Origin of the sequence: Chryseobacterium arachidis (genome assembly GCF_900129245.1) — a bacterium.
Lineage (GTDB): Bacteria > Bacteroidota > Bacteroidia > Flavobacteriales > Weeksellaceae > Chryseobacterium > Chryseobacterium arachidis.
This window is the reverse complement of sequence record NZ_FQUT01000004.1, coordinates 449525-464112: the sequence shown is the minus strand read 5'-3', so window position 1 is coordinate 464112 and position 14588 is coordinate 449525. Positions and strand designations below refer to the sequence as shown.

Below are 14588 nucleotides of genomic sequence, written 5' to 3'. Positions count from 1 at the left end.
AAAGTAGCCTGATTGTTTGATCTTGGTATTACAGGAATTGGATACAATTATTTGAATCTTACTAATGCAGTGCATATTGGTTTTGGTCAGATCACCAATGATATTTCGACAAAATACAGAGCTGATGTAGTAAAAGTAAGAAATGAGAGCCTTAAAATGTCCGTTGGTATTGCAGGAAGATTTCTTCTAAGGAAACAACGGATTACCTGGATGGCTTCCAATATTTGAATGCTACCAGTTCAGGGCCTGGCGTGCCTGGCGGCGGTGATCTCTGAGAAAGCACGGATATGAGGATGATTAAAAGGGCTTATGAACCCGAAGCATTTACGCTTATAGGTATTTTGGAACCTACTATTGAACCGACTTTTCTCAACGTACTCAAGACTGCAGAATTACAGTTTTTCCCCACGGCGAAGGCTTTTACGATTATACAATAAATCAATATTTACCAGTATAAGGGTAATTTAGAAAATGTCAGGATAAGTTTGCCAAACGCAGTGCAGGGGCGAAGGAGATTGTTGACAGCAATGATTATTATCCGTTCGGAATGAACCATCTTAAAACCGGTAACGCATTCTTTTCACATTCGAATTTAAGGAATTATAAGTTTCAATGACAAGAATTACAGGAGACTAAATAAAAATCAAAAAGAATTGCAACAGATTCTTAAAGAACCTAAAAAATAGGAAACAATGAGAGTAAATATAATAATTGTATGTTCTTTTTGGTTGTTTTTTTTTAATTGTAAAGAAAAGCAGGATATAATTGATAATTCATTTCAAAAAAAATATAAAGTCAACGAACCAAGTCTTGTAATTAGTTCCAATATTAAAGAAGACGAGAGTTATATAAGTGGAGAATTCAAATATTTTTCCAATAATTTTTCTATTAAAAATCAGATCTTTATGAAGGATAGCATATATTATTATGAAACCTGTTTAAACTTTTTTTACAGAAAGAGTATGCAGAAAATTAGCAATTTTGGATTGCAACTTAAAATAACTAAAATCTGGAACTCATAAGCAAAGATAAACTGGAAAAATGGATAATTCCTCATTTGAGCAGGGGAAAACGGGGATTTTCAACAAGATTTGATTTAGGGAAAATCTTTCAACTCATTATTAAGCGTTTAAAAACAGGCTGCCAATGGCGCGAGCTGAGTCTTAAAGAGTACTTTACAAATCAGGGAATCAGTTGGCAACTGATTTATTATTATTTTAATAAATGGAGTAAGGATGGTTCTTTCAAGCGAATTTGGGTTTCCCTTCTTAAAAAGAATAAAAGAAATTTAGATCTCTCCTGTGTTCAGATGGACGGAAGTCATACGCGCAGTAAAACTGGTGGCGAATCGGTAGGTTATCAGGGAAGAAAATCATCAAAGACCAGTAATTGTATCTTCCTTTGTGATAATCAGGGACAAATGCTTTCAATGGGAGAGCCGGTGAGCGGAGAACATCATGACCTTTATCAGATTGAAGAAACTTTAGAGGAGGTTTTTGTTCTTTTGGATGAAGCTGATATAGAGTGTAAAGGATTATTCCTGAATGCAGATTCAGGTTTTGACGGTAAAAAATGCAGAGATATTCTTGAGAAAAAAGAAATGATTGCCAATATTAAAGAGAATCCACGTAATGGAAATACAGAGCATGAAAAATATTTTGATTCCGAACTTTATAAAAGAAGATTCAAAATAGAAAAAGCAAATGCATGGCTGGATAGCTTCAAAGCACTATTAATAAGGTTTGAAACTTTAAATATTACATGGATGAACTTGCATTATCTGGCTTTTTCTATTTTGTTTCTCAGAAAAATAAAAGTTTAAACAGATTTATGATAAAAATAAAATATTATTTGATTTTAGTATTAAAAAAAAATCAGGCACTTTTAATATAAATGATTCTTTGAATCTAAACACTCTATTTTTTAATGACATCATTTCAGATAAAAATAAATTTAGATTGTTTAAAATTGACAATGTGGGTAATTACTTTACATTAAATTTATCAAAAGTTTATATCACAAATTATAAGTACGGTATAGTTGGTGAATTTATACTTACAAAAGAAAATGATGAATGGTTAATAACCAATATTGTTGGTTATTTTCCTAATAACAATTTGTTTCTGTCAAAATTTAGAAAAGTAAAATTAGAATAACTCAATTTAATCTGTTAGATAAGAATGGAGTAGGGTCATGTATCAAATTTAGTGATTACAATTTTTAAACAATTAACTCATTGAATTTCAATAAAATTAGTGAAAAATAGGCATTCTTTTGAAGAATTTTTAGGAACAGATTCTTTCGATTTATCTAGAAGAGGGAGAAATGGTTGTGGAATGACCGCTGGCGGAATAATTTTCACAGATCCTTTCACGATTGCTTTGATACAACAAGGAGCTTCACAATCTGGTTTATAAGTGGCTTAAGAATATAGATTGGAATTTGCTTTCAGATTAATAGAAAAAATACTTTAACATTTGAAAATAAAACATTCTTTCTACCACCTGAACAATTTGATTAAAAAAAAATTATAAATTACAATTAATGAAAAATATTCGGTTCATGATCTATACTGGCGATACAGAGAAATATAATGAAATAGTTAATTATCGTACTCTATTGGAAATCCTTTTAATACGGGCAATTCAGGATAAAATAAATAGAGAAAAAAAATTCAAAGGATTACGCTGATGTTTCATGATGATTTGGAAAGCGATAATGCAGAAAATTTCAAAGAACTTTACTACGGGAAAAATGTTCAAGGTGGTATTATAAATTTATCAATATCTACAAAAAATAGAGATTGGAATTTATTTTCAGATCAGGACAGAAAAGATTTTCTGATAGAGAAATGGAAGGTTCTGTTTAATAATTTGTCTGACGACTATTTTGTAGCAGATAAATCTGAAGTTATCGATTCATTAGAAGAACTTAGAAATGAAGAATGGAAACACGCCGGTCTTTTATTTAAGAAAAAACTGAAGTATAATAAAGAAACGTACAGCATTGTGATGGATATTTCAGTAGAAAATGCAAAGTTGGCTTTGCTAAGGGATTCTGACGAAAAAAGGTTTATTCTTAGAGATTATGAGAAAGTTTGGAGAACAATGTCGGATGCCAACTTTAAAAATTTCAAACTTGACGGAGATATTTTAACGTTTGAAAATAAGGCTTCTTTCTTACCGGCCGAAGTTTTTGATCTTAAACAAATAGTAAATGTAGCAATTTAATAATCTGCTCTGAGTGCTTATAATGATCTATAACTCTTAAAAACAACCTTTGCTGCAACTTAAAATTATTTTTAGGGCTCATTTGTTACCCTTTAATATAATACCTTTGTATCACAATCTTACGTATGCAAACCGAGGAAACAACCTATCCGATTTATTCACCCGCTTCTGTGCTGGGGTTATTCAGTAATGCCCTTAAAATCAATGCAACCGTGAATCTTGTGTATCTGAAAGGGAGGTATTCTTTTGGTTTAGGCAAGGCGTATGGCAATTATTACTACGACCTTTTGTTTTCAGAGTCGGATAATACTGCTATTGTTGTCCGTATCTCCGCATTATTGAGAACCAAGATTCAAAACAATGAAGTCTATACATTAAGAGGCTATATTGAAAAAAATATAAAGAACTCTTCCATTGAGCTCAGGTTTGTGGTGGATGAGATTATTCAGCAGGAGGAAAAAGCGATCTCGGAGGAAGAGCTGCAACGGTATGAGCTGATTCAGGAAAAGCTTGAAAAAGGTTCTCAGGATCTGGAGACCGTGATACGCAATAAAATACTGAAGGGCGAGCCCATAAGGATTGCTAATATTTATGGACATAACGCTATTGTGCAACGAGACTTCGCCGAAGGGCTTGATGTCTCGCAGAAATATTTTCAGCTCTCAGAATATACCTGTAATATCACTTCTTCAACATCCATTGCCGATAAGCTCAAAACGGTATCTGCCTCAGAATATGATATTGTTGCTTTGGTAAGGGGCGGGGGAGACCGCCAAAGCATGGAAGCCTTCAGTGACATTGAATTATCAAAACTCTTTATTCATTTATCAGCGGTTACGGTAACGGCTATCGGACATACGGTTGATGAAACTCTTTTGGATAAACTGGCAGATAAGCGCTTTCATCTGCCGCATGATTACGGGGCAGGTCTGCATGCCATTGTGGAGAAGCTGTCACACGAAAAATCCAATTCAAGGGCTTTACTTATTGATGAAGTAAAAAAAGATGTTGCCAAACAGTTTTCTGAGCAGGTAAAAACCCTTACGGAGCAGCTTACAAAAAAAACTGAGGAATTTCAAAAACTTCAGGAAATCTCCGCCAGACAGCTACAGGAAACACAGAAAAACTTTACCGAACAACAGAAGCAGAGCCAGCTTCAGATGGAAAATGATAAAAAGCAGATCACCCTTCTTCATGAAAAGAATCTACAATCTGCCATTAACGAGAAAACGGCTTTCCTGAAAGCGGGATTAGAGGTCTTGGAGAAAGAAAATGAAAGACTGCTTACCGAAGCAGCGAAAAGTAAGCAGGATTATACCAAAATAATTATTGCGGCCATTGTGGCTTTAATGATAGGATTTTTATTGGCGAAAGTGTTTGGATAATCCTATACAAATTAAAAGTTCCTACTTTAACCTGTTAGATAAAGCAATATTTAATTTATCTACATTTAAATTTTTCCTCAGAAGTTATTACCTCATTTTTCAGTATAAACCTCCATTATAACGCCATTTCCTATCGTTAATGATCTGAAAGCTCAAATCCATTCCTTTATATAACTTCCTAAGAATGATTCAGCATTTAATAAGGTTATTTCAACGTTCACAGAATCACCGGGAAAATAAGTTCTTCTTCTTCGATGTTGTGGATGCCTATGTACCTTTGAAGCTCAAATGGAAATTGAAATGAAGCACGGAACTCATTGGATACCGGACATACCAACCCTCCTTCTGTAGTCCGATAATTGATGAGTGCCTTAAGTGTAAAGATTTTTTCGTGTTGGCTAAGTCCAGTCAAATGTATCACGAAAGATTCAATAATACACCTTACCTTTCTCTATGGTGATCAATTTTTCCTTTTCAAGCTTCTTTAGGCTTCTGATAACAGTTTCAACCCGGAGCCCGGTGACGCTTGCAAGCTGTTGGCGTGTCAGCTTTACTTCATACGAGTAAGGAGATTGATCTTTACTGTAGTTTTTGAAATACTTGAGAATCCCTCTTACTCTGGTGTCTGCGGAATTGGCAGCGATATTCTGCATCATCACAAACTTTTCATATAGTCGGTAAGAAATGTATTTGTGGACATTCTCCGAAACATCACGGTGATCGTTTAGCATGGTAAGAAAATCCGGTTTAGCAACTTTCATTACCGTACATTCAGAAATGGTCACCGCATTTACAGGATATTTTTCATCAATAAACAGCAGCAGTTCGCACACACTATCGCCAACTGTGTGAATACTTTGTATAAGTTCCTTACCATCTTCGCTAACGTGATTAAGTTTAACATCTCCCGAAATTATTTGATGATAATACCTGGGGGTCTGATTTTCTTCAAAAATATATTCTTTGGTATTAAATGTAGCAACTTCACCACCGTATGAAAACAGTAATTCCTGATTGATTAGCATAAGTTCTCAGTTTATTGTATTAAAGATAATCAATTATAAGATATTGCAAAAAAAAATGACAATACAGAATTTGCTCACTGTTGAGAAAAATAGCAGCAGTCGAAATTGTTTTCTTAAAGTGATGGAATCCAAGAAAATCATAGGAGTTGTTTAAAAAATGTGATATTCAGGATCTGATTAGAATGATGCAGTAAGTTTTTTACTTTTAAAATTCAATAAATATTTGCCAAATTTTTAGGATTCCATCACTAATTCGCGGAATAAAAACTATTCTTGTAAAGAATTGCTGGTAGTCAGATCATTGATACGTTCCACTAATTTCATAAGGTCAAAGGGCTTTGCGATAAAGTCATCAGGGTAGCAATGGTTTTTCATTTGATCAATTTTAGCAGTAGCGCTCATAATTATTACTGGTGCTGTAATCTCAGGATTACTTTTAATCTGATTACAAATATCTAACCCTGAGCCATCTGGAAGCATGACATTAAGAGGTAGAGATCAGGAATTATCTGTGAGCTTCGACTGTTAAAGTCTTTTATATTTTCAAAAGTTGTAATGCTAAATCCTTCTGACGTAAGAAATACCTAAAATATCTCTGATTTCAAGGGTTATCTTCAACAATATAAATTTTCTTCATACATCTGCCAAAGCAATAATTAAACCAATACTTGAACTCTTTGACTGAGTCATATTCCTTGAACCATCTTAATCAATAACATTGATTCTTAACGATTTGCTGGCATTTTATTTGTTCATCTAAACGTAAAATTATATTATGGCAGATAACAAGTCAAAAAAAGATCAGCGTGACCGCAGCAAAGTAAGCGGTTCGGAAAATTACGAAATCCAGTATTTCAAAGATAAAATGAATGTCAGTTCACAAGCAGTTACCGGAGCTATTCGTGCGACGGGGTCAAATGACCGTAAAGTGCTTGAAGCTTATCTAAAAGAAAAGCATAAAAAATAACTTTGATTAAAGCTTTATAACAGAAAGCTTATCATTAACACTTATCTTTCTGGCATAGGTCAGAAAGATTTTTTATCCAAATCCATCAGTATGAAATTATCTGCTTACCATAAAAAAAGATCGGAAGATAAAACTCCTGAACCTTTTGGAGGTCAGCCTTCAGGAACGGAGCTTCGATTTGTTATTCAGAAGCATGATGCTTCGCATCTTCACTATGATTTCCGCTTAGAAATGGATGGCGTTTTGAAAAGCTGGGCCGTTCCAAAAGGTCCTTCGCTTGATCCGGACATTAAAAGACTTGCCATGATGGTTGAAGACCATCCGTATGATTATAAGAATTTTGAAGGAATAATTCCTAAGGGACAGTATGGCGGAGGTACCGTAATTGTCTGGGATGAAGGTACATATGAAGCTGCTGAACCTGTAGAAGGTGATTTGAAAAAACAGGAAAAAAATCTTTTGCATCAATTGTATTCGGGCAAACTTAAAATTAAGCTGAAAGGTAAAAAACTCAAAGGGGAATTTGCATTGGTAAAAGCCTATGGTAGAGGAGAAAATGGATGGCTTTTGATGAAACTTGAAGACCGCTACGCGACAAAAGCCGATATCACTTTAAAAGATAAATCTGTTGTTTCAAAAAAGACCATCGCCCAAATGGAGAAATCTCCAGATAAGGTGTATGGTGAAAATATTATAAAACGCAATAGCACAGTAAAAGATAAGAACGTCACTACAGACAAAGCTGTTGAAGTTGTTAAGTCCCAGCTGGATGTAGAGCCAAATGATAAAAGAAGCTCAACCCGAAAAATAAACACACTTCTTAAAAAAGTACCTGAAGAAAAGTTTTACCATGAGGTTAAACCTATGCTTGCTACGTTAGTTGATGAGCCATTCGACAGTGAAGATTGGCTGTATGAAATCAAATGGGATGGTTATCGTGCGGTCGCGTTCATGAGCGGCAAAAATGTAGAGCTGAAGTCAAGAAACAACAAAAGTTTTTCTGAAAAATTTTATCCTATACAAAAGGAATTGGAAAAGATGAACCTTAATGCAATAATCGATGGGGAAGTGGTCGTTTTAGGTAAGAAAGGGACCGCTGACTTCGGATCGCTGCAAAACTGGCGAAGTGAAGCCGATGGTGACCTGGTGTATTATGTATTTGATATTCTTTGGTATAAGGGAAAAGACTTAAAGGATTTGCCACTTACAGAACGAAAAATGATACTGGAACAAGTATTGCCACAGAGTAATTCTATTCTGTTGAGCCAGGACTTTCATACTTCGGGCATTGAATTTCTTGCAGCAGCCAAAAAGATGGGACTTGAAGGAATTATGGCTAAAAAGAAAGACAGCTTATACCACACTGAGAATCGAACAAAAGACTGGCTTAAAATCAAAGCCAATAAGCGGCAGGAAGTCGTCATTGGTGGCTATACGCTGAATGATGATTCCAGCAAATTATTCAGCAGCCTGCTGGTTGGAGTCTATGAAGGCAAAAAACTGATTTATACGGGAAAAGTAGGTACAGGATTTAATGCAAAAATGCAAAAAGAGATGATGGAGCTTTTTAAACCGCTGATTACTAGAAAAGTGCCTTTTGTTGAGGAACCGGATGTCAATAAACCTTCCCGTTTTAGACCCAATCCGCCTCATGCCAGTGTTACATGGTTGAAACCTGAGCTGATCGGTGAGGTCAGTTATACTGAGTTAACCAGTGACGGAGTGATGAGACACCCATCATTTGAAGGAGTCCGCACTGACAAGAAGGCAAAGACGGTAGTGTTGGAAACTGAAAAACAAACCGAAGAAATTGTCGATTCGTCTCAAACACTAGTAAAGCCTAGGTCCAAGTCTGAACGCAGAACCTTGCTCAATCCTACAGAAACCACACAGGTCAAAAAAATTAATCGGCACGAACTGAAATTTACCAATCTCAATAAGATCTTCTGGCCTGCAGATAAAATCACAAAATGCGACTTGATTAATTATTATTATCAGGTAGCGCCATATATTCTGCCATATCTTAAAGGGCGACCACAGAGTATGAACAGATTCCCGAACGGTATCGCGGAAGAGGGGTTTTATTTCAAGGATATTACCGGTAAAGCACCTGAATGGATTGAACGGTACCTATATAAAAGCGAGACTGATAAGAAAGAAAAACAATATTTGGTCGGCAGTGATGAAGCCACCTTACTGTATATGGCAAATCTTGCCTGTATTGAAATGAATCCTTGGAACAGTACCGTAAAGAAACCTGATCATCCTACATATTGTATTATTGATCTTGACCCCGATAAAAATACATTCGATGATGTCATTGACACTGCGCTTGTAACTAAACAGATTTTAGATGACCTAGGCGTACCGAGTTATTGCAAGACCAGCGGTTCCACAGGTCTTCATATCTACATTCCATTGGGCAATAAATATACGTATGAACAGAGCAAGGAATTTGCGAGGATTATTGTAAAGATGGTCCATCAGGAACTGCCAAAAATAACAAGCATTGAAAGACAGATATCCGATCGAAAGGGAAAGATGTATCTGGATTTTCTGCAAAACCGTCCGCATGCAACCATTGCTTCAGTGTATTCTGTCCGACCAAAACCGGGAGCAACAGTGTCAATGCCACTTCATTGGGATGAGGTAAAAAGAGGACTAAAAATGTCTGATTTTACCATTTTTAACGCTGTAGACCGCTTGAAAGAAGTAGGAGATTTATTCAAACCCTTACTTGGAAAAGGCATTGATATGATGGGAGTATTATCAAATTTTCGGGATGAATAACATCGTATTGATTAGTGCATCAATTTAGATTTCAACACAATACTTTATCATGAACAAAACAGATGTTTTAGATAGGATTATTGACTTTGCTGATCATGCACACGGTGAGCAAATGAGAAGGTACAGTCCAGTGATGTTATGTAAAATAATTATAATAAGAATTCATCTGCAACTCAAAATTCTCATTATTTAAGATAAGGATTTTCGTTTTTTTTAATACATTAGATGAAGAAATAAAAGTTTATTATCTTAGTAAAACAATAACCTTCGTCTAATGGAAAACTCAAATCCTAATTCATTATCAGGAAATGATTTTATTATTGATGTTTCAGACATGCCTGAAATTCGGATCAATTATGAGGAAAATCCCATGTCAAACAATATAAATACTCAATACAATCAAGAATATAACGAATGGAAAATCGGTCAGAAGTATTTAAAAAAGCTTTCTCTAACCGAAGATCAATGTGCACTTCTTAATCGCTTATCATTTAATAATAATGTTTTTAATGAGATCGACTATTGTCGTATTCAGATTTTAAAGCAATTTATGAGAACGATAGAGTTTCTCGAAAGAGACTGTAAACCGGTCAACCGAGCTTATTCTTCAGTCATTGATGAACTCACTGAAATTATTATTGTATTAGAATTCAACTACAGAAAAGACAGTTTAAACTATAAGTATACTTTTGAATCCATTCAGTCTGAAATTTTAAATCATCTTCTCAAATTATGTGAAAATAATGTAAGGGATGTTTATTCTATAAAACGAAAAATTGGTACAGATTTTAAATATATAAAGCCTACGATTTTAGAAAAATTTTACAAAAAAATTGTGTCAAAAGCTGAGATCTTTCTGGAGAGTAACAGACACCAAATTTTAGATGCAGATTACAGAACTAATATTATCCTCAATGAAAACAACACTAACCGTTGGAAAGAAAAATTTGATTTAATCGTTTCTGATTACAGCAATGCTATATCATTCGAAAGAGAGGTTGAGAGGTTGGCAGAAGTGAATATTAAAAATCCTTCGCTGGATACAATATATTTTGATGCTTCAAAATTTATAAGTACCCACGATAAAATTGTTTCGCTAAAGCTTTATTTACGTTATCTCGAAAAAGATTTAAATAGCAATCGATTTGATAGGAAGCATCATACAAAAACAATACAGAAAAATTTGTTTTCAACAAAGGATCAGATTGAAGATTTTGAAAAGATTGTTAATGAATTTGTTATAACGCGGGATTTACAATCCGCTTTTCAGAAAATTGCAAATATATATCTACCCAAAAGAAAGAAAATTGTAATTGATCGAAGTGCTATTGATCGAGTTCAAAGGCTTGATTCTGAAATTTCGCAAAAGCTCGGCGATCTTTTGGCAGATGATGAAATGCAGGAAGAAGAGATGGCTGTAATAGAATTTGAAGAAAATTTAAATATAGAACTGCACGTTCTGAATCCATCTGCTGAAAATAAGATTCTTAAATATCTGCAAAGTCTCGCACTTTCAGAAGTACAAATGGACGTTCTAGATTTCTTCGAAAGAAACAGTTTCAGCATTTTACAGTCAGAACTTGAAGATTACATGAGGTCAAAACACCTTTTTATGGGCGCTACTCTCGAAGCAATTAATGATACTCTTTATGATATACTAGATGATCTTCTTATTGAAGAAGATGATGAATACTTTACAATAAACCAAGAATACTTTAAAAAACTACTTAACAATGATCAGTAATATTAAACCAAAAGAAGCAACATCGATAATCAATTCTTTAACCGGAGGCGTTGTACCTAAAATAGGTGTGCAACATATAGCGGTGGGCAGATCAGAAGAAGTGAATGCTGCCATCACTTCACTGGAAGAAGTGAAGAATGGCCACAGTATTGTCAAATTCTGGATAGGAGATTTTGGAAGCGGTAAGTCATTTATGCTCCATCTTCTTAATACAGTTGCCATGAAGCAGAAGTTTGTTGTTGCAAACGCTGATTTTACTCCAGATAACAGATTGTATTCGAATGATGGCAAAAGTGTTATTTTATATTCTGCGATAATGGATAATATAGCCATCCAGACTAAACCTGAAGGCGGTGCATTGCCGACACTTCTTGAAAAATGGATTGAGCAGGTTATCACAAAAACAGCTGAGGAAAATAGAATTTCTCTAACAGACATTAGAAATGAACAATATAGAGATTTGATCAGAAATTCCATTATGAAAACAGTGAACGAAATTACTGAAGTTGGAGGTTTTGATTTTGGTTCTGTCATTGTAAAATATTATGATGGATATATTACTCACGATGAACTTCTGAGAAGAAATGCACTTAAATGGCTTAAAGGAGAATATGCTACAAAAACTGAAGCACGACAGGATTTAGGAATTAGGGAAATTATTAATGACAGCAACTATTATGATATGCTGAAGAATTTCTGTAAACTGTTTGTGAATATGGGATATAGCGGTTTTATGATTAATATGGATGAAGCCATTAATCTTTATAAAATTTCTACTTCTGCCGTACGTGAAAAAAACTACGAAAAAATATTGAGTATTTATAACGACTGTTTTCAGGGAAAAGTTTCTAATCTATTTATCAATTTCGCCGGAACTAAAGAATTTCTTGAAAACGAAAGGAGAGGATTATTTAGCTATCAGGCGCTAAAGTCTAGACTTGAAAGTAATAAATTTGAAAGTCTTGAGATAAGAGATTATGCTCAACCAGTAATTAAATTACAGCCATTAGACCATAACGAAATATTTGTACTGTTGAAAAAATTGAAATTCATCTTTGATTTTAATTACAACACAGCATTAAATGTTTCAGATGATGATATTTCTGCCTTTATGGAAGAAATGTTCAATAAGCCAGGTGCTTCTGAGTTCCTAACACCCAGAGAAGTTATCAGGGATTTTCTGAATATTTTAAATATTATTAGGCAAAATCCTCAGGTTGATAAAAAACGTTTGTTTGGTGAAATAGAAATCTCAGACGAAAGACCGAATGATCTGGCAATTTTAGACAGTATCGAAGAGTTATGACAGCCTTCAATTTACTTTCGGAGCCAATACGGAAATACATCAGAGATCAGCGTTGGGAGAGTTTGAGAAAAATTCAGGAAGCCAGTATTCCGAGAATTCTGGGAACAGATAACAATTATGTCATTATATCAAAAACAGCTTCAGGTAAAACCGAGGCTGCTTTTCTTCCTATTTTATCAAAAGTCAACTTTAAAGAAAAAGGAGTAAAAGTTTTATATATTTCTCCATTAATAGCATTGATTAATGACCAATTCATAAGGGTTGAGAAGCTTTGTGACTATTTAGATGTGAAAGTCACGAAATGGCATGGTGAAGCTTCTAAAGCTCAAAAAGATCATTTGATAAAAAATCCCGAAGGAATTGTTTTGATTACTCCTGAATCTATGGAGGCAATGTTTGTCAACAGACCGCAGAATATTCATCATCTCTTTTCATCATTAGATTATGTTGTTATTGATGAAATCCATTCTTTTTTAGGTTCTGAAAGAGGAATACACCTGAAATCGCTTTTAAACAGGCTTCAGCAAGTTAATAGCAATCGTTTTAGCGTAGTTGGACTATCCGCTACCGTAAGTGATGTGAACCAATACGCTGAACTTAAAGATTATTTAGGGAATTCTGAAAACACAACAATCCTTCGTGATCCTACTCCAAAACCCATTAATGCGCTTTTTAAATATTTTCCTGGAAGTGTTGAAGAGCTGCCTCTTGATCTTCTAAAGGATTTGTATGTCCGAACCCGGGATTCTAAAATTTTGGTCTTTCCAAATGCAAGAGGACGGGTGGAAGAAGTGGCAGTTAAGTTGAAAAAGATTTCAGAAAGAGTAGGAGGACATCAGAATTATTTTTCGCATCACTCATCGGTTGACAAAGAAGTACGTGAGTATGTTGAATTTTTTGCAAAGAGTGCTAAAGTTGAGAATTTCTGTATTTCCTGCACCTCAACATTAGAACTAGGAATTGATATTGGAAATGTTGATGAGGTGGTGCAGATTGATGCTACACACAGTATTGCATCATTAATACAGCGTGTTGGGAGAAGTGGGAGAAGAGAAGGTAAATCCAGCAATCTTTATTTGTATTCGACTGACCGATGGAGTCTTTTGCAGTCTATTGCATGCTGGTTATTATACTCTGAGCAGTATATTGAGCCCATTCAGATTACCGAAAAGCCTTACGATGTTTTAGTACATCAAATTCTATCGATTGTGAAAGGAAGTTCAGGCTTATATCTGAATGAACTTCTAACAAAAATAGCAGCTAATTCTACTTTTAATCATATAACCGAAGATGAGGTCAAAGAAATTATTGTACATCTCCAGAAAATTGACTTTTTGGAGAAGTTAGGTCATGAATACATCATTGGTGTAGAAGGTGAAATAGTTGTCAATCACAAAGACTTCTATAGCATGTTTCATACACCCACTTTCTTTAAGGTGTCAAGTCAGGGAGTGAAAATAGGAGAGCTTCCATTAAGTCCGCAGATAAAGGAAAATGAAAACATATTTTTGTCTGCGAAGATCTGGAAGATCAAATATGTGGATTATGAAATGAATAAAATTGAAGTTGTTCCTGCTCGTGATGGAAAGAAACCAATATTTTTAAGTGATGGTGCTGATACTGCTCAGAGAATACGGGAGAAGATGCTGGAAGTGTTATTTTCAAATGTACAGTATGAATTTTTAGATAAAGAAGGGCAAATGATTCTTGATGATATGCGAAGTGAATTTGCTGTATTTTCAGTAAATGATTTTGAAACGCAACGACCTTTGATGAATAGCAATGATAATTTAGAATTGTTTTCTTTTGCAGGGTCTAAAATTAATAAATCGATTGGGTTTATATATGATTACTTAGGAGTAGAGCATGAGTATTTTGATCACCAATCTTTGTTTACTTTCGGAAAAAATACTGAAATTAACTCTGTCCATGCAATAATATCCTTTACTATGAGTGATTCTCAAATAAATGATGTTATCAGAAAACATTTGGAACTAAATCCTACATTGATTAATGTTTCAAAATGGGGAGCTTACCTACCTTTGAAGTTTCAAATTGAAATCCTTAAAAAGATAGAATATGATTTTGAAGGATGTTTTAATTTTTTACAGAACCTTAGACTTGTAGAGAATAATTAAAAT

General features: G+C 34.4%; 12 protein-coding genes. 10 read left to right on the top strand and 2 right to left on the bottom strand.

The annotated features are described in order from the left end of the window. The first annotated feature begins 12 nt into the window (after positions 1-12). From BUA89_RS10655 to BUA89_RS10630, 5 genes are all read left to right on the top strand, one after another. The gene (locus BUA89_RS10655; RefSeq protein ID WP_072957002.1) at positions 13-228 is read left to right on the top strand and encodes a hypothetical protein; all 216 of its coding nucleotides are present in this window, start codon (positions 13-15) and stop codon (positions 226-228) included. An 829-nt stretch (positions 229-1057) separates the two neighbouring features. Next, positions 1058-1822: a transposase gene (locus BUA89_RS10645; protein WP_228420553.1), complete on the top strand. Its 765-nt coding sequence runs from the start codon at positions 1058-1060 to the stop codon at positions 1820-1822. A gap of 433 nt (positions 1823-2255) precedes the next feature. Beyond that, positions 2256-2417 carry a hypothetical protein gene (locus BUA89_RS23115; protein WP_178362451.1) on the top strand — a complete coding sequence of 54 codons (162 nt, stop codon included), beginning with the start codon at positions 2256-2258 and terminating at the stop codon, positions 2415-2417. 273 nt (positions 2418-2690) lie between these two features. Continuing rightward, positions 2691-3230: a hypothetical protein gene (locus BUA89_RS10635; protein ID WP_072956988.1), complete on the top strand. Its 540-nt coding sequence runs from the start codon at positions 2691-2693 to the stop codon at positions 3228-3230. Between the two features lie 125 nt (positions 3231-3355). Next, a complete protein-coding gene (locus BUA89_RS10630; RefSeq protein ID WP_072956985.1) occupies positions 3356-4615 on the top strand; it encodes an exodeoxyribonuclease VII large subunit in 1260 nt (419 codons plus the stop codon). A 428-nt stretch (positions 4616-5043) separates the two neighbouring features. On the opposite strand, the gene BUA89_RS10625 is transcribed toward BUA89_RS10630, so the two are convergent. Further along, the gene (locus BUA89_RS10625) at positions 5044-5640 is read right to left on the bottom strand and encodes a Crp/Fnr family transcriptional regulator (protein ID WP_072956982.1); all 597 of its coding nucleotides are present in this window, start codon (positions 5638-5640) and stop codon (positions 5044-5046) included. 267 nt (positions 5641-5907) lie between these two features. Beyond that, positions 5908-6120, bottom strand: coding sequence for a response regulator (locus BUA89_RS22750; protein WP_083531660.1), 213 nt, complete (start codon positions 6118-6120; stop codon positions 5908-5910). Between the two features lie 295 nt (positions 6121-6415). On the opposite strand from BUA89_RS22750, the gene BUA89_RS10615 reads away from it, so the two are divergent. The 5 genes from BUA89_RS10615 (at position 6416) to BUA89_RS10595 (ending at position 14585) form a co-directional block, all read left to right on the top strand. Then, positions 6416-6607: a DUF3606 domain-containing protein gene (locus tag BUA89_RS10615; RefSeq protein ID WP_072956979.1), complete on the top strand. Its 192-nt coding sequence runs from the start codon at positions 6416-6418 to the stop codon at positions 6605-6607. A 90-nt stretch (positions 6608-6697) separates the two neighbouring features. Further along, a complete protein-coding gene (gene ligD / locus BUA89_RS10610; protein ID WP_072956975.1) occupies positions 6698-9397 on the top strand; it encodes a DNA ligase D in 2700 nt (899 codons plus the stop codon). Between the two features lie 274 nt (positions 9398-9671). Further along, complete coding sequence (locus BUA89_RS10605) at positions 9672-11141, top strand: tellurite resistance TerB C-terminal domain-containing protein (RefSeq protein ID WP_072956971.1); 1470 nt, start codon at positions 9672-9674, stop codon at positions 11139-11141. Continuing rightward, positions 11131-12447 carry an ATP-binding protein gene (locus tag BUA89_RS10600; RefSeq protein WP_072956967.1) on the top strand — a complete coding sequence of 439 codons (1317 nt, stop codon included), beginning with the start codon at positions 11131-11133 and terminating at the stop codon, positions 12445-12447. Before BUA89_RS10605 ends, BUA89_RS10600 begins: the two co-directional genes overlap by 11 nt. Further along, positions 12444-14585, top strand: coding sequence for a DEAD/DEAH box helicase (locus tag BUA89_RS10595; RefSeq protein ID WP_072956964.1), 2142 nt, complete (start codon positions 12444-12446; stop codon positions 14583-14585). Before BUA89_RS10600 ends, BUA89_RS10595 begins: the two co-directional genes overlap by 4 nt. Positions 14586-14588: the final 3 nt, after the last annotated feature.

What these genes read in the sequence shown, in the direction of transcription:
- BUA89_RS10595 (WP_072956964.1), top strand. Translation starts at nt 12,444, where the DNA reads ATGACAGCCTTCAATTTACTTTCGGAGCCAATACGGAAATACATCAGA.
- BUA89_RS10630 (WP_072956985.1), top strand. Translation starts at nt 3,356, where the DNA reads ATGCAAACCGAGGAAACAACCTATCCGATTTATTCACCCGCTTCTGTG.
- BUA89_RS10605 (WP_072956971.1), top strand. Translation starts at nt 9,672, where the DNA reads ATGGAAAACTCAAATCCTAATTCATTATCAGGAAATGATTTTATTATT.
- BUA89_RS10615 (WP_072956979.1), top strand. Translation starts at nt 6,416, where the DNA reads ATGGCAGATAACAAGTCAAAAAAAGATCAGCGTGACCGCAGCAAAGTA.
- BUA89_RS22750 (WP_083531660.1), bottom strand. Translation starts at nt 6,120, where the DNA reads ATGCTTCCAGATGGCTCAGGGTTAGATATTTGTAATCAGATTAAAAGT.
- BUA89_RS10635 (WP_072956988.1), top strand. Translation starts at nt 2,691, where the DNA reads ATGTTTCATGATGATTTGGAAAGCGATAATGCAGAAAATTTCAAAGAA.
- BUA89_RS10600 (WP_072956967.1), top strand. Translation starts at nt 11,131, where the DNA reads ATGATCAGTAATATTAAACCAAAAGAAGCAACATCGATAATCAATTCT.
- ligD (WP_072956975.1), top strand. Translation starts at nt 6,698, where the DNA reads ATGAAATTATCTGCTTACCATAAAAAAAGATCGGAAGATAAAACTCCT.
- BUA89_RS10625 (WP_072956982.1), bottom strand. Translation starts at nt 5,640, where the DNA reads ATGCTAATCAATCAGGAATTACTGTTTTCATACGGTGGTGAAGTTGCT.